Here is a 26,026-nt window from a genome sequence, read left to right on the forward strand (position 1 = left end):
AATGAGTCTGAAAGAAAAAACACAATCTCTGTTTACAGAAACGTTTGGCTACCCTGCCACCCATACTATTCAGGCACCGGGTCGTGTAAACCTGATCGGCGAACATACCGATTATAACGACGGCTTCGTTTTGCCCTGCGCCATCGACTATCAAACCGTCATCAGTTGCGCGGCCCGCGACGATCGAAAAGTACGCGTCATCGCCGCTGATTACGACAATCAGGTTGATGAGTTCTCTCTCGATGCGCCAATTATCGCCCACGACAGCCAGCAGTGGTCAAACTACGTGCGTGGCGTGGTAAAACATCTGCAAAAGCGCAATAACGCCTTTGGCGGCGCGGATCTGGTGATCAGCGGTAACGTCCCGCAGGGTGCGGGCTTAAGCTCTTCTGCCTCACTGGAAGTCGCTGTTGGTACGGTATTCCAGCAACTCTATCATCTGCCGCTCGACGGCGCGCAGATTGCCCTGAATGGCCAGGAAGCTGAAAACCAGTTTGTAGGTTGTAACTGCGGCATCATGGATCAGCTGATCTCCGCACTTGGCAAGAAAGATCATGCGCTGCTGATCGACTGCCGTACGCTGGGCACCAAAGCCGTTTCTATGCCTGAGGGTGTAGCGGTGGTGATCATCAACAGCAACTTTAAACGCACGCTGGTCGGTAGCGAATACAACACCCGTCGCGAACAGTGTGAAACTGGCGCGCGTTTCTTCCAGCAGCCAGCGCTGCGTGATGTCAGCCTCGAAACGTTTAACGCTGTCGCCCACGAGCTGGATCCGATTGTTGCCAAACGCGTGCGCCACGTCATCACGGAAAATGCGCGTACCGTTGAAGCCGCACAGGCACTGGAAAAAGGCGACCTGCTGCGCATGGGCCAGCTGATGGCGGAATCTCACGCCTCAATGCGCGATGACTTTGAAATCACGGTGCCGCAAATTGATACGCTGGTAGAGATTGTCAAAGCGACCATCGGTGATAAAGGCGGTGTGCGGATGACCGGCGGCGGCTTCGGCGGCTGCATCGTGGCGCTGATCCCACAAGATTTGGTTCCTGCCGTACAGCAGGCTGTCGCCACACAGTACGAGGCAAAAACCGGTATTAAAGAAACATTCTACGTCTGCAAACCTTCACAAGGAGCCGGACAATGTTAAACGAAATCCCCGTGCAGGCTCCGGACGGTCAACCGTTTCGCCTGCTCACCCTGCGCAATGACGCAGGGATGGTAGTCACGCTCATGGACTGGGGTGCGACCCTGCTCTCTGCGCGTATTCCGCTTAGCGATGGTAGCGTGCGCGAAGCATTACTCGGCTGCGCCAGTCCGGAACAATACCCGGAACAGGCTGCATTTCTGGGGGCTTCGATTGGCCGCTACGCGAACCGTATCGCCAACAGCCGCTATACCTTTGCTGGCGAAACCGTTGAATTACTGCCAAGTCAGGGCAATAACCAACTGCACGGCGGACCAGACGGTTTCGACAAACGTCGCTGGCAGATAGTCAATCAGAATGACCGTCAGGTGCTGTTCGCCTTAACGTCTGACGATGGCGATCAGGGCTTCCCAGGCCATCTTTGCGCCACCGCGCAGTATCGCCTGACTGATGATAATCGTATTTCGATAACTTATCGTGCCACGGTCGATAAACCCTGCCCGGTGAATCTGACAAATCACGTCTATTTTAACCTCGACGGCGATAAAACGGATGTGCGCCAGCATAAGCTGCAAATTCTGGCGGACGAGTACTTACCGGTTGACGAAATGGGTATCCCGCATGATGGACTGAAATCCGTCGCCGGTAGCACGTTCGATTTCCGCACCCCTAAAATCATCAGTAGTGAATTTCTGGCCGATGACGATCAGCGCAAGGTGAAAGGTTACGATCACGCCTTCCTGCTTCAGGCACAGGGCAACGCGCGTACGCCGGTCGCTCAGTTGTGGTCACAGGATGAAAAACTGCAGATGGTGGTCTACACCTCGGCCCCGGCATTGCAGTTTTACTCCGGTAATTTCCTCGGTGGTACGCCTTCCCGCGGGCCAGAGGCCTACGAAGACTGGCAAGGCCTGGCGCTGGAAAGTGAATTTCTGCCGGACAGCCCGAACCACCCCGAGTGGCCACAGGCGGATTGCTTCCTGCGTCCGGGTGAAGAGTATGCCAGCGTGACGGAATATCAGTTTATTCCAGCCTGATGTCGTCCTCAATGTAAAATGCCCGGCGATGTAAACCGCCGGGTAATTCATCACAGATCGCGATAGGTTCCCAGCCGGAATCCCAACTCCACCACTGCACGTTGCAGTGCAGGCGAAGTCAGTACCTCCAGTTCATCCAGTCGCGGAAAACAATAACTGCTGGCCATGCCTGTTTTGTCGATAAAAGCAGGATGACACATCAGCTCGACAGATTGTTCATCACCCAGTGTTGCCCGTCTTAGCGCTTCAAGAACGAAGCGATCAGAGACATTTTCAGCATAAAAATCATTGATAAAGCGTTCAACTCCGCGTACCCCTTGTACCGGGATATTTTGCTGCCGGATCGCCTGCCAGTCGAGGCGTACTGGTACGCCTTTTTTACGTGCAAAATCTGACACATGCTGCCAGACCTGAGGAATAAAATGGACATGATGATGGCTATCAATATGGGTTGGCTGACGCCCAAAAAGCGAGACAAAGCGGTCAAACTGCTGGTGTAATTCAGCCACAATATCCTCATCTGCCAGTGAGCCCTGTTTTGCTACCTCCCACACCCATTTCCCTAAATGACCTTCTCTCACCAGGGAAGGCATCGCGGACAGTGGTCTGCCATAACTGAGAACAAAATGTAAACCAACACCTAGCAAGGGATAATCAGCGCTGATCTCCGCCGCATGTTCGATACCCCCGGCATTCATCATTGCTGTCGTTGAGGTAACTAAGCCATGGCGATGTGCCTCAATAATGCCGTAATTTACCCCCGGGCTTAGTCCAAAATCATCGGCATTAACAATCAATAATTTCATCATGTCGCTGGTCCTTTGGTTGATTGTCTGGTTTCAGGAATAAGTGAAAAGCATCAGCAAACTGGGGCAAATACTGTTGATTAGCCAGCAGCATTTCCCGCGCCAAAACTTCAGCGCCCAGGTCTGAATTCACCAATGGATTAAGATTCAACGCCAGCAAAATGTCGTTAAACTGACCGCTCAGGGATGCATGTGAAGCAGCGATTTCAAACGCTTTTATGGTGTGGATCAACCCCAGCACTTTCTCATCAAAATGCGTAATACGCGGGTGTGGTGTAGCGCCATGCTTACCCAGCAAACAGGTCATTTCTACAGCCCAATCCGCTGGGATATTATCAATATGTCCATGATGCGGTACATTAATATAATGTTCAGTTTGCTTATCGTTATAAATAGCATTAATTACTTCGCAAGCCGCATCTGAATAGTAAGCTCCCCCACGGGCTTCAAGTTCCGCAGGTTTAGTATCCAACTGAGGATTTTTATAGATTTCAAATAGCTGTTTTTCCAACTTCTGAACTATCTGTGCGCGCACGTTACCTTTGTAATACTCACCTATTTCTATCGCCAACATCTCTTTATGTTTGAAATAATAGAGAAGATATGAACACGGTAGTAAATTAAGTGAACGTAACAAACCTTCACTAAACGGTAGACTATAAATATTTTTGACCGAACTGCCGCCAATCGTTCCCGAAGCAACCCGTTCCATTACCTCAGCAAAACGTGATTGCCCATTTACCCAAACATCACGAATGAAAACCAAATGATTCAACCCAAACAGATCAAGAGAAACGTCATCTTGTTTGGTTAACGCCAATAGATCTTCTAACAACATCCGCATTCCTATCGGGACATTGCAGACACCAATAAAACGTTTAAAATCGGTATAGCGATATACAGCTTCTGTTACCATTCCTGCAGGGTTGGTAAAGTTAATAATCCAGGCCTGAGGACAAATATTCTGTACATCTTGCACAATATCTAAAATAACAGGTATTGTACGTAGCCCCTTGAATAGCCCACCGGCGCCATTGGTCTCTTGCCCCAGATACCCCTGTGACAACGGAATACGCTCATCCTGCTCACGTGCCTTTAGCTGCCCAACTCGAAATTGTGTAGTAACAAAATCCGCATTTTGTAACGCTTCCTGCCGGTTAAGACTTTTATGGATGGTCATCGGCACGCCCGCCTTCGCCACCATACGCTGGCATAACGCGAAAATGATATCGAGTTTGGCTTGACCTTCTTCAACATCCACCAGCCATAACTCGCTGACAGGTAACTCGTGATAGCGCTTAATAAATCCATCGAGCAATTCCGGAGTATAGCTACTGCCTCCCCCAATGGTGACTACTTTTAATTTTTTCATTTCGACTCCTGAAAGCAGTCTCCTGCAATCTGTTGTTATTTACTTAACTCAATAGCACTTGATACCAATAGTGCTAATGATTTGCATTGACCAACTGTCGGCAATAATTACCCGGCGTAAATGATGTCAATTTTTTAAAATTATTAATAAAAATCCCTGGGCTACTGAAACCAGCTTCAAAAGCAATATCCGTCACAGAAAAATTAGTTGTCTCCAACTGCCTTTTACAATAATCAATACGAATATCATTAATTATTTGCCCAGGTGTTTTCTGGTAATAACGATTTGTTGCACGCGTAAGATACGATTGGGTTTTTCCGGAGAGTCTGACCATATTATTTAATGCCTGATCTGCAAACATTGATTTTTTGTGCATTTCTCTTATCAGTTGAGATAACCAGCCGGGCACGGAATCTGACCGTGGATTGTCTTCATAATGCTGTAGCCGATTGACGATATAAAAAGTAAGTAATTTATTGAATTCATCGCACTCGCTCTGATGTACGCCCAACGTTGATAATGTAGATTCTATGTAGGTCAAAAATGCATTTGACATCGTATAACGTTGTGATGCCACAAAACATGAGGGCAGCATATTCAAATAATGTTCATCAAAATAGCATTTACTTACTCCCATATTTAAAATGCGAGTAACGCCGTAATCATAAAAAGTTTGATGATATGACCCCACAGGAATAAACACAAAATCACCACGCTCCATTATAACGTGTTTACCATTAATCTCCTGACAACAACTTCCCGTCAGCACAAGGGTAAACTCATAATAATCATGCTGGTGTAATCCACTAATACTCTCCGTTTTATCAAGGATAAAGAAGTAAAAATCCTTACCCTTTAAAAACTGATTTTCATGAACGGTGTTAATTTCCATGGTAGTTCCTCATTAAAACTTCAAAGCATTAGCGATATCTTCCTCGCTCTCTTCCTCATCAATAACGTTTTGCGCTTTATTAGCAATCACAACAAATGGCAGATAAATTATCGTTGCCATGGCAAGATTCACTAATGCCATAATCAAAGCGGCAACACTACCATTTGAATTGAAAAATGCTCCCAGTCCAGGCGGCATCGTCCACGGTGCAAAGTTTGTGGATGGGGGGATAATACCTAATGAATACACCAGCAGGGTGATTCCCGCCAGGATTGGCTGAATAAGCACAAAGGGGATCATCAACACTGGATTCATAATGATTGGCAAGCCAAACAAAATAGGCTCGTTAATATTAAAGAGTCCCGACGGCAGCGCCATTTTGGCCACCTGACGATAATCCGCACGGCGCGAGGCAATAAAAATGGCAAAAATCAGACCAAGCGTCGCTCCCGTTCCCCCAAGGTAAACATACGATTCCAGCATTGGGCCTGTCCAAAAGTGGAAGCTTTTACCCGCGGCCAGTGCTGCATCGACAGAACCAAAATGGGTGTAGGTCGCCATGTTTTCCATTCCCCACGGGCCGAGGATACCGCTATTCAGCGCAGTTAGCGCCAGGCCTCCGTGCACGCCGAAAAACCAGAGTAATGAATTAAATATGACATATGCCCATCCCACAATACTGCCAAGTGACGCCAGTGGAGTGGAGATCGAATTAATAATCACCTGGTGGAAATGGGTACCCGCCAGAGAAAGCCCCCATGACATGAGCCCCATAATTAAAAGAATGATGAAACCGGGGAGCAAAGCAGTAAATGAACGAGAGACTGACTCCGGTACGCTATCGGGTAGCTTGATAACCCATTGACGGCGGATAATAAAAGCAAACATCTCAGCAACGACCAGACCTATTACAATCCCTGAGATAATATTCGCGCCACCAAGCCAGTTTGCGCCAATGGCACTCGCCTGCTCTACGGTAAATGGTGTTACGGTCATAAAAGACGCGATTGATAATAAGCCAGCGGCCAGAGCATCGACTTTACGCTCTTCAGCAAGTGCCATACCAATAAAAAATGGTGTCATTAATGACATTATCCCCAGCGTGCCGTTATAAACGCTGCCACCAATGACTTTTAATTGTTCCAGAGAAGCAATTGTTCCTCCATCCAGCCGCACCCCCATTGACCAGAAGAATGATCCTTCACCAAAATTAAGTAGCACATTGTTAATAAGAACAAACATTGCCCCAACCAGCGTTAAAGGCATTAACCTGATAAAGCCATTTTTAATGGCATTGACATGTACCTGTTTTCCCAGTTTTACGGCAACAGGTAAGATCCCCCTTTCCAGAGAGCTTATTGCACCTGACATGATAAATATCCTCAAATATGACATCTGATAAGGAAATGAATTATTGTGAAATTCTTTGACGGAAAATTAATCGTTCGAACATTTACTCAGAAATTATGAATAGCATACTTGAAGAGATTCAAAGGTAGTAATGAGTAAGGTACTTGAATTCCGTTTGATTGACTTTTTGGTATGAGGATTTTCACATTTTGAACAATTTTCAGGCTCTGTATTCACTGAAAATCTCGCCCCTTTTCTCTCAGGTGCTCAGTCACTCACCTTGCTCTCCCTACACAACCTCTCATTTACATGTTTCTTACATTAATGACTAATTTTCGCTATTGTATAAGGATAAGCATTGCCGCTTACACATTACGGCAATATAATGAGAATTATTATCATTCGATATGATTTATAGGAGTGAATGTATGGCTGTAACTAAGCTGGTTCTGGTACGTCACGGTGAAAGTCAGTGGAACAACGAAAACCGTTTTACCGGTTGGTATGATGTTGATCTGTCCGAGAAAGGCGTGGGCGAAGCAAAAGCGGCAGGAAAACTGCTGAAAGAGGAAGGCTACAGCTTTGATTTTGCTTATACCTCCGTGCTGAAACGTGCCATCCACACCCTGTGGAACGTACTGGACGAACTGGATCAGGCCTGGCTGCCGGTTGAGAAATCCTGGAAACTGAACGAACGCCATTACGGTGCGCTGCAGGGTTTGAACAAAGCAGAAACCGCGGAAAAATACGGTGATGAGCAGGTTAAGCAGTGGCGTCGCGGCTTTGCGGTTACCCCGCCGGAACTGACCAAAGACGACGAGCGTTACCCGGGTCACGATCCGCGTTATGCGAAGCTGACCGACAAAGAGTTACCGGTTACCGAAAGCCTGGCGCTGACCATCGATCGCGTTATCCCTTACTGGAATGAAACCATTCTGCCGCGCATGAAAAGCGGTGAGCGCGTAATTATCGCCGCTCACGGTAACTCTCTGCGTGCGCTGGTTAAATACCTGGATAACATGGGCGAAGATGAGATCCTTGAACTGAACATCCCGACCGGCGTACCGCTGGTGTATGAGTTCGACGAAAACTTCAAGCCGATCAAACACTACTATCTGGGTAACGCTGACGAGATCGCAGCAAAAGCGGCGGCCGTTGCGAACCAGGGTAAAGCGAAGTAATTTTCTCGGTAAGTTAAAGACAAAGCGTGGATTCCTCCACGCTTTTTTATTTCGGCCCTACAAGAAAATGTAGGCCGGATAAGACATCGCCCCATCCGGCAGCCTGCACCGGAATGCCTGATGGCGCTACGCCTCTCAGGCCTACGGGACTTGGTTAACCGCGACGCGCTTTTACCGCATCCGCCAGTTGACGCAACACCGCATCGGTATCTTCCCAACCAATGCAGGCGTCGGTGATGCTCTTACCGTAGGTCAGCGGCTCACCGCTATCCGGATTCTGATTACCTTCCACCAAATGGCTTTCGATCATCACGCCAATAATTGCTTTTTCGCCACCGGCGACTTGTCCGCAAACATCCTTAGCAACATCCATCTGCTTTTTGAACTGCTTGCTGGAGTTGGCATGGCTGAAGTCGATCATCACTTGCGCAGAGAGTCCTGCTTTGACCAGACCTTCTTTCACGTCCGCAACGTGCTGAGCGCTGTAGTTCGGCTCTTTGCCACCGCGCAGAATGATATGGCAATCGCCATTACCACTGGTATTCACGATCGCTGAATGACCCCATTTGGTGACAGACAGGAAGCAGTGCGGTGCCCCAGCAGCGTTGATTGCATCAATCGCCACTTTGATGGTGCCATCGGTACCGTTTTTAAAACCAACCGGGCAGGACAGACCCGATGCCAGCTCGCGGTGCACCTGAGATTCTGTTGTACGTGCCCCAATCGCGCCCCAGCTCATCAGATCGGCGAGATATTGTGGGGTGATCATATCGAGGAATTCACCCGCAGTCGGCAATCCGCTGTCGTTGATATCCAGCAGCAGTTTACGCGCAATGCGCAGCCCATCATTGATCTGGAAGCTGTTGTCCATGTGCGGGTCGTTGATAAGCCCTTTCCAGCCAACGGTGGTACGCGGTTTTTCAAAATAGACGCGCATGACGATTTCAAGCTCACCTTTTAACGCTTCGCGCAGCGCCAGCAGACGAGTGGCATACTCTTTGGCAGCTGCCGGATCATGAATAGAGCACGGCCCAATCACCACCAGAAGGCGATCGTCGCTCCCTTTCAGAATTTTATGAATCGCCTTACGGGCATGAGCCACCGTATTGGCGGCATTTTCAGTAGCGGGGAATTTTTCCAGCAGTGCGACTGGTGGTAATAACTCGTTGATCTCTTTAATGCGTAAATCGTCGTTCTGATAATTCATGATTATTCCAGCGTTGCCATACTTATATAAATGAATGCAATCCCTCCAATCTATATCTTCAGTCATAAAGTGTAAACGGGGTTTTACACTTTGGACGGATTAATCCTGGAATTGGCCAAAAAAACGCAATAAAGTAGCGAAAAACGAGATCCAAACTACAATTTCTAACTGTAACAGCTTTAATTTTCATAGATTTCAAGATTCTATGCTGGTTTTAATTTCCATAGCAAAACGATTAACCACATATTGATGATGTAACTGGCACATGCACTGTTGGAAGACGTTATCCGACATATCGACCTTAACAGGAGCATATTATGCATATGACAAAGCTGGCTTCACTCTTCCTTACCGCTACACTCAGCCTCGCCAGTGGCGCGGCACTAGCTGCTGAAAGCAACGCGCAGTCCAATAACGGTCAGGCAAATTCCTCGGCTGATGCAGGACAAGTCGCCCCAGACGCCCGCGAAAACGTGGCGCCAAATAATGTCGACAACAGTAACGTGAATTCAGGTGGCACAATGCTGCACCCGGACGGTTCATCAATGAACCATGAAGGGATGACCAAAGATGAGATGCACAAAAACACTATGTGTAAGGACGGTCGCTGCCCTGATGTGAATAAGAAGGTTGAGACCGGAAACGGCATCAACAATGATGTTGACACAAAAACTGATGGCACCACGCAGTAACGCTGAAATTAAAGCTAATAATGGGAGAGCAATAGCTCTCCTTTTTAATTTTATCATCCCAAAAACGGTATGATGGCATACAGTAAAGATGAGAATAACAAAGGGATGGCATAATGGCTCACGCACATACTCATACTTCCTCTGAGCAACCCAAGGACAATAATGCCCGCCGACTGATGTTCGCATTCTGCATTACAGCCGGATTTATGTTGGTTGAAGTGGTGGGTGGAATACTTTCTGGTTCACTGGCCTTGCTGGCCGACGCAGGGCATATGCTCACGGATGCTGCGGCGCTGCTTTTCGCGCTGCTGGCCGTCCGTTTTTCCCGTCGCCCGCCCACAATACGACACACCTTCGGTTGGCTGAGGCTCACGACGCTGGCCGCATTTGTTAATGCCATCGCATTGGTCGTTATCACCATTTTAATCGTCTGGGAGGCGATTGAGCGCTTCCAGACACCTCGCCCCGTGGCTGGCGGCATGATGATGGTTATTGCTGTCGCGGGTCTACTGGCCAACGTGCTCGCTTTTTGGGTTTTACATCGCGGCAGTGAAGAGAAAAATCTGAACGTCCGCGCCGCGGCGCTGCATGTGATGGGCGATTTACTTGGCTCGGTCGGGGCAATCATCGCTGCGCTGATTATTATCTGGACGGGCTGGACACCCGCGGACCCAATTCTCTCGATTCTGGTTTCCGTGCTGGTGCTGCGTAGCGCCTGGCGATTGCTAAAAGATAGCGTTAATGAATTACTGGAAGGTGCCCCGCTGACGCTGGATATCGCCGCACTGCAGCGCCATCTCAGCCGGGATATTCCTGAAGTCCGCAACGTTCACCATGTCCATGTCTGGATGGTGGGCGAAAAACCGGTAATGACGCTGCATGTTCAGGTGATCCCGCCACACGATCACGATGCGTTGCTGGAGCGTATTCAGCATTTCCTTATCCATCACTACCAGATTGAACACGCCACAATCCAGATGGAGTATCAGCCGTGCAATGGGCCGGACTGTCACCTGTATCAGGGCGTGTCCGGCCATTCACATCATCACCATTAATGAGAAAGCGCGTGGGAACCCCGCTCACGTGCACTGTTAATCCACATCCTGCTACCGTTCAGGGCGATAACCGTCAGGATCATATATTCCAGCGACATGGCATATACGCCTTGCAGGGCAAAGATCACAACGCTAATGACGTTAATGATCACCCACAGCAGCCAGTTTTCAACGTATTTGCGCGTCATCAGGATCATCGCTGCAATCGACAGCACCATCATGCAGGAGTCCCAGAACGGGAATGCATCGGGTTGTAGTTCAGGCACAACAACCTGTAATCCCAATGCCTGCATAATATTCACTGCAATGCCTGTCAGGAACGCAAAGACCGGATCGATATAGATCGACATCAGGCCGATCGCCACCACGCAAGCCGCCAGCCAGCCGATCGCTTTTGGAAGCGGTAGCCAGCGAATTTTCAGTTCCGCTTCATGCTGGTTGGTTTGCCGGGACCAGGCATACCAGCCGTAGATATTTGCGGCAAAGAAGAAAACTTGCAGCAACAAGCTGGCATAGAGCTGGATCTGAAAGAAGATAATTGCAAACAGCGTGACGTTTATCAGACCGAAGAAGTAATTGCTGATTTTCTCAAGGCTCGCCAGGCCAATACACAGCAACCCGGCGATCGTTCCCACGGCTTCGATCCACGACAAATCGTAACCACCCGCGCCAATCGGAATATGTACCAGAATGTTCTGCGTGCTAAAAAAGTCCATCTTTTCCCCCAGAGCAAAAATAAATAATTACGCTCGAAGTGTAGCCGCAAATTCCAACATACGGTTTAACGGCAACAGCGCCCCTTCTCTCAGCGAGTCCTCAACATGTATCTCATGAGCCGCGCCGCCATGTTCCAGGCCCTCAGCAATCGCTTTCAGGCCATTCATCGCCATCCACGGACAATGCGCACAGCTGCGACAGGTTGCCCCCTCGCCAGCCGTCGGAGCTTCAAGCAGCTCTTTATCCGGAACGGCCTGCTGCATTTTGTAAAAAATGCCCCGGTCAGTCGCCACAATCAACTGCTTATGCGGTAACGATTTAGCCGCGTTGATGAGCTGGCTGGTTGAGCCAACCGCATCTGCCATATCAACGATAGACTGAGGGGACTCCGGGTGCACCAGCACCGCGGCATCAGGGTAAAGCCCTTTCATGCGTGTTAAAGCCTGGGTTTTAAACTCGTCGTGGACGATACAGGCGCCCTGCCAACAGAGCACGTCTGCGCCGGTCTGTTTTTGCAAGTAGTTGCCCAAATGTTTGTCCGGAGCCCAGATGATTTTTTCACCTAAACTATCAAGATGTTCAATAAGTTCAACCGCGATACTGGAAGTCACGACCCAGTCCGCACGTGCTTTAACGGCAGCAGAGGTATTGGCGTAAACCACCACGGTACGATCCGGATGCGCGTCGCAAAATGCGCTGAACGCGTCAATCGGACAGCCCAGATCTAATGAACATTCCGCCTGTAAGGTCGGCATCAGGATGGTCTTTTCCGGGCTGAGAATTTTGGCAGTTTCTCCCATAAACCTCACGCCCGCAACCAGCAGCGTAGAGGCAGAATGCTTTGCACCGAACCGCGCCATCTCCAGAGAATCAGAAATACAGCCCCCGGTCTCTTCCGCTAACTGCTGAATTTCAGGATCGGTGTAATAATGCGCGACCATAACGGCATCACGCTCTTTCAGCAGGCGCTTGATTTTTTCACGATAAAATTGCTTTTCATCCACACTTAGCGGTACTGGCTTCGGCGGAAACGGATAAATTGCTGCTTCTGGATCAAACATCACGCTCATCTTGCTTTCTCGTTTCACTGGCTTAACGAAATAACCGATTAAAAGCGTGACACACGCCATATTCGGTTTGATTTGTTTTGTATGCTAAACAAGATAGCGGATTGGTGCAGAAAAGTCACAATAATTGCGTGTGATGAATGCCGGATGGCGTCTGACGTCTTATCCGGCCTACACGAGTAGTGTCGTCTGTAGGCTGATAAGCAAAGGACATCAGGCAATCTTATAAATCGCAGATAGCAAAAAGGCGCCTTTAGGGCGCCTTTTTACACTGGTGGGGCGTGCAGGATGACTCGCTTCGCTTGCCCTTCGGGCCGTCGCCGTGAACGGCTCCGTTGTCTCACTGCGTTCGACCCGAACCTGCTGCAGGTTCGAATCTTATAAATCGCAGATAGCAAAAAGGCGCCTTTAGGGCGCCTTTTTACACTGGTGGGGCGTGCAGGATGACTCGCTTCGCTTGCCCTTCGGGCCGTCGCCGTGAACGGCTCCGTTGTCTCACTGCGTTCGACCCGAACCTGCTGCAGGTTCGAATCTTATAAATCGCAGATAGCAAAAAGGCGCCTTTAGGGCGCCTTTTTACACTGGTGGGGCGTGCAGGATTCGAACCTGCGACCAATTGATTAAAAGTCAACTGCTCTACCAACTGAGCTAACGCCCCCGTATGGGGTTTACTGCTTCAATTATTCAGGATGGTGGGTCGTGCAGGATTCGAACCTGCGACCAATTGATTAAAAGTCAACTGCTCTACCAACTGAGCTAACGACCCGCTCGGATGTCACCTGAAAAATTCTTTACTCGACACCAATATAAGAATTGGTGGGGCGTGCAGGATGACTCGACTTCGTCTCGCCCTAACGGGCCGTTGCTAAAGCAACGTTATCCTTCACGTTTAACACCTGAGTACAATGTTAAAGTTGGTGGGGCGTGCAGGATTCGAACCTGCGACCAATTGATTAAAAGTCAACTGCTCTACCAACTGAGCTAACGCCCCGAGTGGTGGGTGATGACGGGATCGAACCGCCGACCCCCTCCTTGTAAGGGAGGTGCTCTCCCAGCTGAGCTAATCACCCGATACTACGCTGGATACTGCATTAAGTGGTGGGGCGTGCAGGATTCGAACCTGCGACCAATTGATTAAAAGTCAACTGCTCTACCAACTGAGCTAACGCCCCACTTTTTTCGCCGCTTTCGGGCTGTTTGATATCCCTTGGCAACGGCGGCATATATTACTGATTTCAGATTTTAGCGCAACAAAAATTTCGATGTAAATAACTCAACTGCTTAGGAATCACACGACACGACCAGAAATAACACGATTTCTGGTCGCATGGTGGTCATTACATCGCGCCAAGGCGTTTTTGCGCTTGTTTTGCGCCATCAGTGCCAGGATATTTAGTGATAACCTGCTGATAAACCGCTTTAGCTTTTGCTGTGTCACCTTTGTCCTGCATGATGACGCCGACTTTATACATCGCGTCTGCAGCCTTAGGTGATTTTGGGAAGTTTTTAACTACCGAAGCAAAATAGAACGCAGCATCATCTTTTTTACCCTTGTTGTAATTCAACTGACCCAGCCAGTAATTCGCATTGGGCAGGTAAGTAGAGTCCGGGTACTTTTTGATGAAGTTCTGAAATGCTTCAATTGCGTCATCCTGGCGGGATTTATCCTGCACCAGAGCAATCGCTGCATTGTAATCGGTATTCGCATCGCCAGTTTGCACGGGAGCACCTGACGTTGCTGCAGCTCCCGCATCAGGTGCAGGGGTTGCCGCCCCACTCTGATCGCCACCTGTAGACTGTGCCGCAGGCGCACTACCGCTGCCAAGATTATTCATCTGCAGCAATATCTGCTTCTGTCGCTCAACAACCTGATTCAGTTGATATTGATTTTCCTGAATTTGACCACGCAGGGAATCGATATCGGACTGATTATCGGAGAGTTGTTGCTGGAGTTGGGTTAAAAGCTGACTGTGAGCGTTAGAAATACGCTCGAGTTGAGTGACACGGTCTTCGACCGAGCCTGAGCCGACACTACTGATTGGCGCCTGTGCAAAAGCGGCCCAAGGGGCCGCTATGCCAACCAGTAACGACAGACTCAACAGGTGATGTCTGAAGTTACTGCTCATGCAATTCTCTTAGTAAACCAGTACGGCGCGACGGTTTTTGGCGTAAGCCGCTTCGTCATGACCCAGTACTGCAGGTTTTTCTTTACCGTAAGAAACGATGGAGATCTGGTCAGCAGAAACGCCTTTACCCTGCAGGTACATCTTAACGGCGTTTGCACGACGCTCACCCAGGGAGATGTTGTACTCAGGAGTACCACGTTCGTCCGCATGACCTTCTACGGTGACTTTGTAAGACGGGTTGCTACGCAGGAAGTTAGCGTGAGCATCCAGCATTGCAGCGAAGTCAGAACGGATATCGTACTTGTCCAGATCGAAGTAAACGATGTTGTTCTGCTGCAGCTGTTGCATCTGAAGACGCGCTTGCTCTTCAGAAGACATGTTGCCGCTGCCGTTTGCATCCATACCAGTGCCGGCACCCAGCATGCCTTCGCTGCCGTCATTGCTGGCGTTCTTGTTAGAAGAACACGCTGCAATAGCCATAACAGGCAGAGCAATCATCAGCCCTTTCAGCACTTTGTTCAGTTGCATTTCAATGATTCCTTTATTAATCAATTATGTATTATCACAGATACGGCGACCAGGCAGGGAATTTGACCTGACCATCAGTTGCCGGAAGACGCGCTTTGAAACGCCCATCTGTAGAAACCAAATTCAGCACGGATCCCATCCCCTGAGAAGAGCTGTAGATTACCATAGTGCCGTTAGGTGCCAGACTTGGCGTTTCATCCAGGAACGTTGACGACAGGACTTGTACGCCACCCGCTACCAGATCTTGTTTGGCAATGTGCTGCTGACCATTGGCTGAGCTTACCATTACCATAAACTTACCGTCGCTGCTCACATCCGCATCCTGGTTTTGCGAACCTTCCCAGGTAATACGCTGCGGAGCACCGCCGTTGACGTTAACTTTATATACCTGCGGACGACCGGCCTGGTCAGAGGTAAAGGCCAGGTTTTGGCTGTCCGGGAACCAGGTAGGTTCCGTGTTGTTGCTGCGACCATCCGTCACCTGACGGATCTGACCGGAACCAATGTCCATGACATACAGGTTCAGGCTACCGGTTTTAGACAGGGCAAACGCCAGTTTGCTGCCATCCGGAGAAAACGCAGGTGCACCGTTGTGACGTGGGAACGACGCTACCTGACGAACCGCGCCATTAGACAATGTCTGAATAACCAGCGCAGAACGACCGCTTTCGAAAGTGACGTATGCCAGCTTTGAACCGTCCGGAGACCATGCCGGAGACATCAGCGGCTGCGGAGAACGGTGTACCACGAACTGGTTGTAGCCATCGTAGTCGGATACACGTAATTCGTACGGGAACTGGCCGCCGTTCGTCTGAACAACATAAGCGATACGGGTACGGAATGCACCTTTAATACCGGTCAGTTTTTCAAACACTTCGTCACTTGCAGTATGTCCCGCGTAACGCAACCACTGCTTGTTCACTTTATAGGTGTTCTGTGCCAGTACGGTACCCGGTGCGCCACCGGTATCTACCAGTTGATAAGCAACGCTGTAGGAACCATCCGGATTTGGCGTAACCTGACCTACTACCACGGCATCAATACCCAGCGCAGACCATGCGGCAGGTTGAACTTCCTGTGCGGTACCCGGCTGCTGCGGCAGACGAGAACGGTCTAACGGATTAAATTTACCGCTGTTACGCAGGTCAGCGCCTACGATACCACCGATATCTTCAGGTGCAGCACCCGGCCCTGCCCACTGGAAGGGGACAACACCAATCGGGCGTGCCGAGTCCACCCCCTGGGTGATCTCGATACGTACTTCTGCGTGCAGCACCGCTGCCCACAGCATCAGAAAACCAAATGCTACTCGTAATGCCTGCTTCATCATATCTCCCTTATCTGGACGGAAAGCCCACGATAATTTAGCAGAATGTTAACAAACTCAAATACACAAAACTACCAGAACACTGTCTCAACCTTAGACCGTTTCCCCTGAATTCTCAGGGACGTTATTACAGTTTAAAGTCCAGCTTGGCATCTTTTACTTTTTCATAAACAGCCTGGCTAGGCGGTTTAGGAATTCTGGCTGTTTTCGCAGCCGTCAGCGCAGCCTGGCACAATGCCGGATCTCCGCCCTCTTCGGTCACATCCAGTAACAGACCATCGGGTGCTAACTTGATATGTAATACGCAAGATTTACCCGCATACAAATCGGCACCATACAGGCGGCTCTGGATCGCATTACGAATTTGAGATGCGTAAGCACTGATATCAGCGCCAGATGCACCGCCATTTGCACCACTTGTACCACTATCTTTCGCCGGTTGACCGTTTCCTTTCGCTCCACCACCTGATTTCGGTGCATTCTTACCGGAGCTTAAGTCGCCTAACAAGTCGTCAACGCCAGAGGCTGCAGCTGCTTTTTCGGCCGCAGCCTTTTTCGCAGCCGCCGCTTTATCTGCCGCAGCTTTCTTATCGGCAGCGGCTTTCTCGGCTGCAGCTTTTTTATCTGCTGCTGCTTTTTCCGCTGCGGCTTTCTTATCAGCCGCAGCCTTTTCAGCAGCGGCAGCTTTCGCGGCAGCGGCTTTTTCTGCTTTCTCCGCAGCAGCTTTCTCGGCTGCTGCTTGCTTGGCGGCTTCAGCCTGAGCTTTCTTCGCAGCGTCTACGGCAGCCTTAGCAGCTTGTGCTTCGGCAATTTTCTTCGCATCAGCGGCGGCTTTAGCGGCTTCAGCCTCTGCTTTTTTCTGTGCGTCCGCAGCGGCTTTCTTCGCGGCATCTGCCGCTTGTTTCGCCTGAGCATCAGCTTTGGCCTTCGCGTCTGCAGCAGCCTTCGCCGCAGCTTCTTCAGCCTGTTTCTGTTGCTCTTGCGCTTTCGCGGCGGCGGCTTCGGCCTGTTTCTGCTGTTCCGCCTGTTCGCGCACTTTTTCCTGCGCGGCTAAACGTTCTTTTTCAAGTTGCTTCAGTCGCTCTTGCTCGGCCGCCTGCTTCTCGCGAAGTTCCTCAGCTTGCTGCTGCGCCTGTTTTTCACGCTGCTCTTCTGCACGTTTAGCACTTGCCTGCTGTTGCTGCTGCCTGTCGTACTGTTGCACAACGGCGCCAGGATCGACCATAACGGCGTCGATGGACGAACCGCCACCGCCGCCGGCTGAAGCATCAATGTGCTCATCGAACGAACTCCAGATCAGCGCTGCAAATAAAATGACATGCAGCACCGCTGAAATAATTATCGCCCTTTTGAGCTTGTCGTTTTGTTCGGTTGCCTTTGACACTCTCGGTTCCCAAAAAACTGTTCGCCTGTTACGCGCTATCTTTCAAGCCAGCAAAACGCAGTCATCAGATTGGCTGCGTCATCAAGCCAACCGATTTTACGCCTGCACTGTGTAACAAGTTCAGCGCTTTAATTATTTCATCATAAGGCACGTCTTTCGCACCACCGATTAAAAAGACCGTTTTCGGATTGGTCTGCAGGCGACTTTTCGCTTCCGCGATAACCTGCTCCGGCGGCAGTTGATCCATACGATCTTTCTCAACGACCACGCTGTATTGCCCTATCCCGGAAACTTCAATAATGACCGGCGGTTCGTCGTTACTGCTGACAGCTTGCGATTCGGTCGCATCCGGCAGGTCAACTTCCACACTCTGCGTAATAATCGGCGCGGTTGCCATAAAGATCAGCAACAGCACCAGTAGTACGTCGAGCAGCGGTACAATATTGATTTCGGACTTGAGTTCGCGACGACCTCGTCCACGCGTTCTGGCCATGGCTTACCCCTTGTTGCTCTCGCTAACGGTAAACGCCTGGCGGTGCAGAATCGCGGTGAACTCTTCCATAAAGTTGTCGTAATTCAGTTCCAGCTTGTTCACGCGCTGATTCAGTCGGTTGTAAGCCATAACCGCCGGGATTGCCGCAAACAGACCGATAGCCGTTGCAATCAACGCTTCCGCGATACCCGGTGCGACCATTTGCAGCGTTGCCTGTTTTACCGCGCCTAACGCGATAAATGCGTGCATGATCCCCCAAACGGTACCGAACAGACCGATATACGGGCTGATGGAGCCGACGGTGCCGAGGAATGGAATATGCGTTTCCAGCGTTTCCAGTTCACGGTTCATCGAGATACGCATCGCACGGGATGCCCCCTCAACGACCGCTTCCGGCGCATGACTATTCGCCCGATGCAGACGCGCAAACTCTTTGAATCCGCTGTAGAAAATTTGTTCCGAACCCACCAGATTATCACGACGCCCCTGGCTTTCCTGATACAGGCGCGACAATTCAATGCCGGACCAGAACTTGTCTTCAAATGCTTCAGCTTCACGTGAAGCCGCATTAAGAATACGGGTCCGCTGGATAATAATGGCCCAGGATGCGATTGAGAAACCAATCAAAATCAACATGATAAGTTTAACCAGAAGGCTTGCCTTCAGGAACAAATCAAGGATATTCATGTCAGTCACTGCTTAAACTCCGCGACAATAGACTTGGGAAGCGCACGAGGCTTCATTTTGAGTGGATCAACGCAAACAATCAGAACTTCGGCTTCATTCAGCACGGTGTTCTCTGCGTTGACAATGCGTTGCGTGAAAACCAATGAGGTGCCACGCATTGACGTAATTTCGGTTTGGACTTCGAGCATATCGTCGAGCCGGGCAGGCGCAAAATACTCCAGCGTCATCTTGCGCACCACAAAGGCTACACGTTCGGCCAACAGGACCTGCTGACTGAAGTGATGATGACGCAGCATTTCTGTGCGTGCTCTTTCGTAAAAAGCGACGTAGCTGGCGTGGTAAACCACTCCACCGGCATCGGTGTCTTCATAGTAGACACGAACCGGCCATCGAAACATATACTTGTTCATTCTTACTGCCTCTTTGTTGGCTTCGCCCACTCACACCGGTCGCTTAACTTTGTAAGCGCCTGGTGACTCGCGTTCTTGCCGCCGCGATGCTTCAAGAATGTCGTTGTATATCGCGCTGTATTCACTTTACATCCCGGTAATGCAATTAAGTTGCGTCCTGATGGTCCAGTGTCGCCACCGCACACAACTCCAGGGCACAACCTTAGGTTAATGCTTTCAAACTTCGCTACTATACGCGCGGGAATGGTGCTTTGGAATGGGGGAAAGTAAACGGAGAGTAAAAATTTATGGGCTTATGCAAGCCCATAAATATTTAAGGATGTTTCTTATTCAAAAGAAGAAGAAAATCAGACCAACAACCAGGACGATATCCGCGATTAACGGGCAGAAAATGCCCTGCCAGTGTACGGCGCGAGGACGAAAACCAACGCCGTGAATGATGCCTGCGCAGACCGCCCACATCAGCAGGAGACCATGCCAGATTTCCAGCTCACTGGTTTTGGCCGCGAAACGTGACGGATCCCAGAATATGCAACCAGCCAACACGATTGCCAGCACAAAGGAAAGCGCCCGCAAGGGGCGCTTATCCATCGCGTTATACTGCATCGCGATAATGTTGGTCATCAGCTATCTTCTTGTCCGGCTTTGCCTGATTCAACGTGCTCAAGCGCCAGCGCTGTGATTATCCCAAATGCACAGGCAAGAAGCGTTCCCAAAATCCATGCGAAATACCACATTTTAAGCTCCTTACTTAGTACAGAGAGTGGGTGTTGCTTTCAATATCTTCTTTGGTGATGCGACCGAACATCTTCCAGTAACACCAGCCGGTGTACAGCAGAATGATCGGAACGAACACACAAGCTACATACGTCATCAGATTCAGCGTCAGCTGGCTGGACGTTGCATCCCACATGGTCAGACTTGCGTTCATCATGGTGCTGGATGGCATCACAAACGGGAACATTGCGATACCAGCCGTCAGGATGATGCAGGCTAACGTCAGTGAAGAGAAGACGAACGCCCATGCCCCTTTCTCCATACGAGAAGTCAGGATGGTCAACAGCGGCAGAACCACGCCCAGTGCAGGAACCAGCCACAGGATAGGTGCATTGTTAAAGTTCACCATCCATGCGCCAGCCACGCGAGCCACTTCTTTGGTCAGCGGGTTAGAGGCGGCATGATGATCCAGTGCTGAGGTCACAACATAACCGTCAATACCGTAAATCACCCACACACCAGCCAGCGCGAAGCAGACCATAGTGACCAGTGCCGCAACCTGCGACGTTGCACGCGCACGCAGATGCAGTTCACCTACCGTACGCATCTGCAGATAGGTCGCGCCCTGGGTGATGATCATCCCAACACTCACGACACCCGCCAGCAGACCAAACGGATTCAGCAACTGGAAGAAGTTACCGGTGTAGTACAAACGCATGTAGTCGTCTACGTGGAACGGAACCCCTTGCAGCAGGTTGCCGAACGCCACGCCAATAACCAGCGGTGGAACGAAGCTACCAATGAAGATGCCCCAGTCCCACATGTTGCGCCAGCGCATGTCTTCAATCTTGGAGCGGTAATCAAAACCGACCGGACGGAAGAACAAAGACGCCAGTACCAGGATCATCGCCACATAGAAACCGGAGAACGCAGCGGCATACACCATCGGCCAGGCAGCGAACAGTGCGCCACCCGCGGTGATGAGCCAAACCTGGTTACCGTCCCAGTGCGGGGCGATGGAGTTAATCATAATTCGACGCTCGGTATCATTACGACCGAGGAAACGGGTGAGCATGCCCACCCCCATGTCGAAGCCATCAGTGACCGCGAAACCAATCAGCAGAATGCCAACCAGCAGCCACCAGATAAAACGCAATACTTCATAATCGATCATTTGACGACTCCTGTCTTAGCGTGCCGGCTGAGAAGTCACAGTGGACTGCTCGTAGTGATAACGACCGGTTTTCAGGCTACTCGGCCCAAGGCGTGCGAACTTGAACATCAGATACAGTTCAGCCACCAGGAACAGGGTATACAGGCCGCAAATCAACAGCATCGAGAAGATGAGGTCGCCAGCGGTCAGCGAAGAGTTCGCTACGGCTGTTGGTAACACTTCACCAATCGCCCACGGTTGGCGGCCGTACTCTGCAACAAACCAACCGGATTCAATGGCAATCCACGGCAGAGGAATCGCATACAGCGCGGTGCGCAGCAGCCATTTTTTCTCACCGATACGGTTACGAATCACGGTCCAGAAGGACACTGCGATGATTGCCAGCATCAGAATGCCGCACGCCACCATAATACGGAAAGCGAAGTACAGCGGCGCAACGCGAGGAATAGAATCTTTCGTTGCCTGCTGAATTTGCGCTTCGGTCGCGTCGGTGACGTTATCCGTATAGCGTTTCAGCAGCAGACCATAACCCAGGTCTTTCTTCATGCTGTTGAACTGGTCGCGAACGGCCTGATCGGTAGTTCCTGCACGCAGTTCTTCCAGCAGTTGATACGCTTTCATCCCGTTACGGATGCGCTCTTCGTGCTGCACCATCAGGTCTTTCAGACCAATGACCGGTGTATCAACAGAGCGGGTGGCAATGATGCCCAGCGCATAAGGAATTTGAATCGCAAAATGGTTTTCCTGCGCATCCTGGTCCGGAATACCGAACAGGGTAAAGGAAGCCGGTGCAGGCTGCGTTTCCCATTCTGCTTCAATAGCAGCGAGTTTGGTTTTCTGCACGTCGCCCATTTCGTAACCGGATTCATCACCCAGAACGATAACAGACAGAATAGCAGCCATACCAAAGCTGGCGGCGATTGCAAAAGAACGTTTAGCAAACGCGAAGTCACGACCGCGCAGCATATAGTAGGAGCTGATCCCCAGAACGAACATCGCGCCACAAACATAACCAGATGCCACAGTGTGAACAAATTTCACCTGTGCTACCGGGTTGAGCACCAGTTCAGAGAAGCTCAGCATCTCCATGCGCATGGTTTCAAAGTTGAAATCCGCGGCGATTGGGTTTTGCATCCAGCCGTTCGCAACCAGAATCCACAGTGCGGACAGGTTAGAACCCAGGGCCACCAGCCAGGTGACGCACATATGCTGGACTTTACCCAAACGGTCCCAGCCGAAGAAGAACAGACCTACAAAGGTGGATTCGAGGAAGAAGGCCATCAAACCTTCAATCGCCAGCGGCGCACCGAAAATATCCCCTACATAGTGGGAGTAGTAAGACCAGTTAGTCCCGAACTGGAACTCCATGGTCAGACCGGTTGCCACACCCAGAGCGAAGTTGATACCAAACAACTTGCCCCAGAACTTGGTCATATCTTTATAAATCTGTTTGCCGGAAAGGACGTAGACCGTTTCCATGATGGCCAGCAAGAACGCCATACCTAGCGTCAGTGGCACAAACAGGAAGTGGTACATCGCGGTCAAGGCAAACTGTAAGCGCGACAGTTCGACTATATCTAACATCATGACTCCTTGCTCATCGCATGAAGACTCCGAGAGTGAACCCCGTTAGAAAGGGTCACACGCATGCCCCAATACAAATTTATCTGCTTCCCTCCGCCGCTGCTCTTTCTTCTCATTTGAAGAAAGGACAATGATGAAAGGTTACAAACATGTTAATAAAACACTCAAATTGATCCCGCAATTATATTACGCCGTAAAATCCTTACAATAAACAGGTTTTTATCGAGGTAAATTTGCATTTTTCGATAGTGATCAATTTATAGCTAATTTATCACTTTCAGACCAATTTGATCTGCAGCAATTTAACCTCTTTTGAGGCTGTTTACCAAGTTTTAAACATTGATTTAAATCAATTTTCAAATTTAATGTTAATAGTGTTTAACAGTCAGGCGACTAGTGAACGTCATGTTAACGGTATGTTTTTCAATGAGTAATTGCCGTTACTACAAATGATAGGATATTTGTTTAAATCTACACGATCTTTTAACCCGCCCGACTGACAAAATTGCCAGCAGATTAAGAGTCACTATTGCCGGGTAGCTCACAGTTTTTTGTTTAGCAAGTCATGGAATTGTTATTTCATACAAATTATTCATTTAAATTTTACTTATAATTAACACCAAGATGTAACTATCTCAAATGGAAGCGAAAGCGTCCCTCATTGACAGACGCATTGGGTTTGACGTTCCTCAGCACAGCGCAGGCGTTTCGCTTAAAGCATCACTGAAAGTTATCACTCACTTCTCTTTTTCTCTTATGTGGCAACGTTTAAATATGCCACAAACAATTCATTATCATTTTTATCTTAAATTTAACAAAATATAATTATGTCATATAAGATTAAACAATAAAAAACCGTTATCCCGTTCACAAGTTATTTAGTAAAGGTAATTTTTTAAATTATAAAAAATGACGCATAAATGAGGCGCACAACAAAATAAGATTTCGATCACAAACATGGCAAGTCATTTATTCTTCATTTTCCTGGTAAATTAAAAAAACCCGCAAAAACAACATTCAACTACCTGATAAACAAGGATTTTTATTAATAAAAAATATAACAATCATTTTGCGCAGGATATTTTGAAAATAGATCAATTGCTTCCTTTTCCGCTTACACAGAAACTCCGACCCTATTAAGAGGTTGTCACAAACCATGTTCTAAATATTAGAAAATAATTTTCACTTATTGACCATCAGCCCTACAGAGGATTACCCATGAAGAAATCTACACTTGTTATTGGCGTCATCGGTGCTGACTGCCATGCAGTAGGTAATAAAGTTCTGGATCGCGTTTTTACTGCTCATGATTTTCACGTAATCAACCTCGGGGTGATGGTGAGCCAGGATGAATATATTGATGCCGCGATTGAAACAGGCGCCGATGCCATCGTGGTGTCCTCTATCTACGGTCATGGCGACATTGACTGCCTCGGGTTACGTGAGCGCTGCATCGAACGCGGCCTCGGCGACATTCTGCTGTACGTCGGTGGCAACCTGGTAGTTGGTAAACATGACTTCGGCGATGTGGAAGTGAAGTTTAAGGAGATGGGTTTTAACCGCGTCTTCGCACCGAGCCACGACCTGGAAGATGTCTGCGCGCTTATCACCAATGATATTCGCCAACACAATGGCCTTGAGCAGCGTTGCCTGGAAGAGGCTATCTGATGCAAACAGTTTCTGTCGATATCGGCTCGACATGGACCAAGGCTGCCCTCTTCGCCCATGAAGGCGAGGAATTAACCCTGGTAAACCATGTCCTGACCCCAACCACCACACATCATCTGGCAGACGGTTTTTTTGCCAGCCTGAATCAGGTGCTGAACGTTGCCGATGCTCGCCCGTTACTGAAAAGTGGTGAAGTGCAGTTGAAATACTCCTCCTCGGCCAAGGGTGGGCTCGCCGTTGCAGCAATGGGGCTGGTGCCTTCCATTACGCTGGAATCAGCAAAAGTTACCGCCCATTCGGCAGGAGCGAAAATCGCGCAATATTATTCGTACAAACTGAACCGGCATGACATCCAGGAGCTGGAATCATCACCGCCAGACATTCTGTTGTTTACCGGCGGTACAGACGGTGGCGAAGAAAGCTACGGCCTGGCGAATGCGCACGCGCTGGCAGGCTCAACGCTTGATTGCGCCATTATCTACGCTGGAAATCGGGACATTCAGGACGAAATACAAACGATTCTGGGACATAAAGATCTGACCACGGTAGACAACATTCTGCCTGATCTCGATCACCCAAATCCGTTTGCCGCGCGCCAGGCGATTTGCGATGTGTTCTTGTCACGCATTGTCAAAGGTAAAGGTCTGGACGTCATCGTCGGCGAAACTGGCGAAGAGCCAATGCCGACGCCATGGACGGTATATGAGTTAGTCAAAGCCATTAGCGATTACGACAGCGCATGGAAGGAATTCATGCTGATTGATATGGGCGGAGCCACCACGGATGTCTATTCGGCCAGCGCGAATACCCTCTCCCCCGATACCGTCCTGCATGGTGTTCCTGAACCGTTCGTCAAACGTACCGTTGAAGGCGACCTGGGAATGCGCGTTTCCGCCGTCGTGGTGGGAGAAAGTACGCAGGATATGGTGAAAGTCATCTTCGCCCAACAACCGCAGCGCGAGGAAGCGTTTTACCGCTATCTGCGTCATCTGGTGGGGCAACCGGATTACCTGCCGCTCAGCGAGGAGGAGAAATATTTCGACACCCTGCTGGCAGGTTTGTGCGTGGGCTATGCCGCTGAGCGCCACGCGGGCACTAAGAAGCAGGTTTGCACCTGCGTGGGTAACGTGGATTTACAGATGGGTCGCGATCTCACCACCGTACGCAAAGTCGTCGGTTCAGGGGGATGGCTCTCTCGCGCCAGCCAGTTCGATATCCATAACTGGCTCAAATACCGGGAGCTGGACGACCAGGGTAAAAGAATTTTGTTACCGAATCAGTTTGAGTATTACCGCGATTCAAATGGCCTGCTCCCGCTACTGGCAAACGTCGCCAGGCTGTACCCGCAAGCCGCTGCTCGCACCAGCATTCAGTGTTTAACCCTATAAAACTTAAGGCAGCTACG

25 protein-coding genes, 5 tRNA genes and 2 other RNA genes are annotated in these 26,026 nt (G+C 49.7%); 7 read left to right on the plus strand and 25 right to left on the minus strand.

Annotated features, from left to right (window positions below):
• The first annotated feature begins 1 nt into the window (after nucleotide 1).
• Nucleotides 2-1,150, plus strand: coding sequence for a galactokinase (gene galK, locus HVZ39_RS17305; RefSeq protein ID WP_181632756.1), 1,149 nt, complete (start codon nucleotides 2-4; stop codon nucleotides 1,148-1,150).
• A complete protein-coding gene (galM, locus tag HVZ39_RS17310; protein WP_019076309.1) occupies nucleotides 1,144-2,184 on the plus strand; it encodes a galactose-1-epimerase in 1,041 nt (346 codons plus the stop codon). Before galK ends, galM begins: the two co-directional genes overlap by 7 nt.
• A 50-nt stretch (nucleotides 2,185-2,234) precedes the next feature.
• On the opposite strand, the gene chbG is transcribed toward galM, so the two are convergent.
• From chbG to chbC, 4 genes are all read right to left on the minus strand, one after another.
• Complete coding sequence (chbG, locus tag HVZ39_RS17315) at nucleotides 2,235-2,993, minus strand: chitin disaccharide deacetylase (protein ID WP_141874991.1); 759 nt, start codon at nucleotides 2,991-2,993, stop codon at nucleotides 2,235-2,237.
• Nucleotides 2,971-4,362, minus strand: a complete 1,392-nt coding sequence (locus HVZ39_RS17320; RefSeq protein WP_181632757.1) for a 6-phospho-beta-glucosidase — start codon at nucleotides 4,360-4,362, stop codon at nucleotides 2,971-2,973. The genes chbG and HVZ39_RS17320 overlap by 23 nt, the downstream gene beginning before the upstream one ends.
• A 73-nt stretch (nucleotides 4,363-4,435) precedes the next feature.
• Nucleotides 4,436-5,254 (minus strand): transcriptional regulator ChbR, encoded by an 819-nt coding sequence (gene chbR / locus HVZ39_RS17325; protein WP_181632758.1) that lies wholly within the window; start codon nucleotides 5,252-5,254, stop codon nucleotides 4,436-4,438.
• A 12-nt stretch (nucleotides 5,255-5,266) separates the two neighbouring features.
• On the minus strand, nucleotides 5,267-6,625 hold the full coding sequence (chbC, locus tag HVZ39_RS17330) for a PTS N,N'-diacetylchitobiose transporter subunit IIC (protein WP_181632759.1): 1,359 nt from the start codon (nucleotides 6,623-6,625) through the stop codon (nucleotides 5,267-5,269).
• Between the two features lie 407 nt (nucleotides 6,626-7,032).
• Between chbC and gpmA the strand changes: the two genes are divergently transcribed.
• A complete protein-coding gene (gpmA, locus tag HVZ39_RS17335) occupies nucleotides 7,033-7,785 on the plus strand; it encodes a 2,3-diphosphoglycerate-dependent phosphoglycerate mutase (protein ID WP_003022999.1) in 753 nt (250 codons plus the stop codon).
• 154 nt (nucleotides 7,786-7,939) lie between these two features.
• Here the strand turns inward: gpmA and aroG are convergent, their stop codons facing one another.
• Complete coding sequence (gene aroG, locus HVZ39_RS17340; protein WP_016152319.1) at nucleotides 7,940-8,992, minus strand: 3-deoxy-7-phosphoheptulonate synthase AroG; 1,053 nt, start codon at nucleotides 8,990-8,992, stop codon at nucleotides 7,940-7,942.
• Nucleotides 8,993-9,309: 317 nt separating this feature from the next.
• Here aroG and HVZ39_RS17345 point away from each other — a divergent pair, with 317 nt between their 5' ends.
• A complete protein-coding gene (locus HVZ39_RS17345) occupies nucleotides 9,310-9,684 on the plus strand; it encodes a YbgS-like family protein (RefSeq protein WP_016152318.1) in 375 nt (124 codons plus the stop codon).
• Nucleotides 9,685-9,797: 113 nt separating this feature from the next.
• On the plus strand, nucleotides 9,798-10,739 hold the full coding sequence (gene zitB, locus HVZ39_RS17350; RefSeq protein ID WP_019076308.1) for a CDF family zinc transporter ZitB: 942 nt from the start codon (nucleotides 9,798-9,800) through the stop codon (nucleotides 10,737-10,739).
• On the opposite strand, the gene pnuC is transcribed toward zitB, so the two are convergent.
• The 20 genes from pnuC to cydA all read right to left on the minus strand — a co-directional run bounded on the left by pnuC (nucleotide 10,736) and on the right by cydA (nucleotide 22,953).
• Entirely contained in the window at nucleotides 10,736-11,455 is a 720-nt protein-coding gene (gene pnuC / locus HVZ39_RS17355; protein WP_016152316.1) for a nicotinamide riboside transporter PnuC, read from the minus strand. The two genes, zitB and pnuC, sit on opposite strands and share 4 nt — an antisense overlap.
• Before the next feature lie 27 nt (nucleotides 11,456-11,482).
• On the minus strand, nucleotides 11,483-12,526 hold the full coding sequence (gene nadA, locus HVZ39_RS17360) for a quinolinate synthase NadA (protein ID WP_181632760.1): 1,044 nt from the start codon (nucleotides 12,524-12,526) through the stop codon (nucleotides 11,483-11,485).
• 269 nt (nucleotides 12,527-12,795) lie between these two features.
• Nucleotides 12,796-12,921: non-coding RNA, RtT sRNA (locus tag HVZ39_RS17365), on the minus strand.
• Nucleotides 12,922-12,950: 29 nt separating this feature from the next.
• Nucleotides 12,951-13,076, minus strand: a non-coding RNA gene (locus tag HVZ39_RS17370) — RtT sRNA.
• Nucleotides 13,077-13,105: 29 nt separating this feature from the next.
• A tRNA-Lys gene (locus HVZ39_RS17375) sits at nucleotides 13,106-13,181 on the minus strand.
• A gap of 32 nt (nucleotides 13,182-13,213) precedes the next feature.
• Nucleotides 13,214-13,289: transfer RNA gene (locus HVZ39_RS17380), tRNA-Lys, on the minus strand.
• A gap of 149 nt (nucleotides 13,290-13,438) precedes the next feature.
• Nucleotides 13,439-13,514, minus strand: a tRNA-Lys gene (locus tag HVZ39_RS17385).
• 3 nt (nucleotides 13,515-13,517) lie between these two features.
• A tRNA-Val gene (locus HVZ39_RS17390) sits at nucleotides 13,518-13,593 on the minus strand.
• Between the two features lie 26 nt (nucleotides 13,594-13,619).
• Nucleotides 13,620-13,695, minus strand: a tRNA-Lys gene (locus HVZ39_RS17395).
• Between the two features lie 165 nt (nucleotides 13,696-13,860).
• Nucleotides 13,861-14,649, minus strand: coding sequence for a cell division protein CpoB (gene cpoB, locus HVZ39_RS17400; RefSeq protein WP_016156016.1), 789 nt, complete (start codon nucleotides 14,647-14,649; stop codon nucleotides 13,861-13,863).
• Between the two features lie 9 nt (nucleotides 14,650-14,658).
• Nucleotides 14,659-15,177 carry a peptidoglycan-associated lipoprotein Pal gene (gene pal, locus HVZ39_RS17405; RefSeq protein WP_003022983.1) on the minus strand — a complete coding sequence of 173 codons (519 nt, stop codon included), beginning with the start codon at nucleotides 15,175-15,177 and terminating at the stop codon, nucleotides 14,659-14,661.
• A 34-nt stretch (nucleotides 15,178-15,211) separates the two neighbouring features.
• Nucleotides 15,212-16,504 carry a Tol-Pal system beta propeller repeat protein TolB gene (gene tolB, locus HVZ39_RS17410; RefSeq protein WP_003022981.1) on the minus strand — a complete coding sequence of 431 codons (1,293 nt, stop codon included), beginning with the start codon at nucleotides 16,502-16,504 and terminating at the stop codon, nucleotides 15,212-15,214.
• 127 nt (nucleotides 16,505-16,631) lie between these two features.
• A complete protein-coding gene (gene tolA, locus HVZ39_RS17415) occupies nucleotides 16,632-17,888 on the minus strand; it encodes a cell envelope integrity protein TolA (protein ID WP_181632761.1) in 1,257 nt (418 codons plus the stop codon).
• 64 nt (nucleotides 17,889-17,952) lie between these two features.
• A complete protein-coding gene (gene tolR, locus HVZ39_RS17420; RefSeq protein ID WP_003022978.1) occupies nucleotides 17,953-18,381 on the minus strand; it encodes a colicin uptake protein TolR in 429 nt (142 codons plus the stop codon).
• 3 nt (nucleotides 18,382-18,384) lie between these two features.
• On the minus strand, nucleotides 18,385-19,077 hold the full coding sequence (tolQ, locus tag HVZ39_RS17425; RefSeq protein ID WP_016152312.1) for a Tol-Pal system protein TolQ: 693 nt from the start codon (nucleotides 19,075-19,077) through the stop codon (nucleotides 18,385-18,387).
• Entirely contained in the window at nucleotides 19,074-19,478 is a 405-nt protein-coding gene (gene ybgC / locus HVZ39_RS17430; protein WP_003831439.1) for a tol-pal system-associated acyl-CoA thioesterase, read from the minus strand. The genes tolQ and ybgC overlap by 4 nt, the downstream gene beginning before the upstream one ends.
• Nucleotides 19,479-19,808: 330 nt before the next feature.
• A complete protein-coding gene (ybgE, locus tag HVZ39_RS17435; protein WP_016152311.1) occupies nucleotides 19,809-20,102 on the minus strand; it encodes a cyd operon protein YbgE in 294 nt (97 codons plus the stop codon).
• A complete protein-coding gene (gene cydX, locus HVZ39_RS17440) occupies nucleotides 20,102-20,215 on the minus strand; it encodes a cytochrome bd-I oxidase subunit CydX (protein WP_003022970.1) in 114 nt (37 codons plus the stop codon). Before cydX ends, ybgE begins: the two co-directional genes overlap by 1 nt.
• 14 nt (nucleotides 20,216-20,229) lie before the next feature.
• A complete protein-coding gene (cydB, locus tag HVZ39_RS17445) occupies nucleotides 20,230-21,369 on the minus strand; it encodes a cytochrome d ubiquinol oxidase subunit II (RefSeq protein WP_016152310.1) in 1,140 nt (379 codons plus the stop codon).
• Between the two features lie 15 nt (nucleotides 21,370-21,384).
• The gene (gene cydA, locus HVZ39_RS17450; protein ID WP_016152309.1) at nucleotides 21,385-22,953 is read right to left on the minus strand and encodes a cytochrome ubiquinol oxidase subunit I; all 1,569 of its coding nucleotides are present in this window, start codon (nucleotides 22,951-22,953) and stop codon (nucleotides 21,385-21,387) included.
• A gap of 1,218 nt (nucleotides 22,954-24,171) precedes the next feature.
• On the opposite strand from cydA, the gene glmS reads away from it, so the two are divergent.
• Together glmS and glmL are read left to right on the plus strand one after the other, a co-directional pair.
• A complete protein-coding gene (gene glmS, locus HVZ39_RS17455) occupies nucleotides 24,172-24,621 on the plus strand; it encodes a methylaspartate mutase subunit S (RefSeq protein WP_016152308.1) in 450 nt (149 codons plus the stop codon).
• Nucleotides 24,621-26,009 (plus strand): methylaspartate mutase accessory protein GlmL, encoded by a 1,389-nt coding sequence (glmL, locus tag HVZ39_RS17460; protein ID WP_016156015.1) that lies wholly within the window; start codon nucleotides 24,621-24,623, stop codon nucleotides 26,007-26,009. The genes glmS and glmL overlap by 1 nt, the downstream gene beginning before the upstream one ends.
• The last annotated feature ends 17 nt before the right edge of the window (nucleotides 26,010-26,026 follow it).

The organism is Citrobacter sp. RHB35-C21 (genome assembly GCF_013816515.1).
Taxonomy (GTDB): Bacteria; Pseudomonadota; Gammaproteobacteria; order Enterobacterales; family Enterobacteriaceae; genus Citrobacter; species Citrobacter braakii.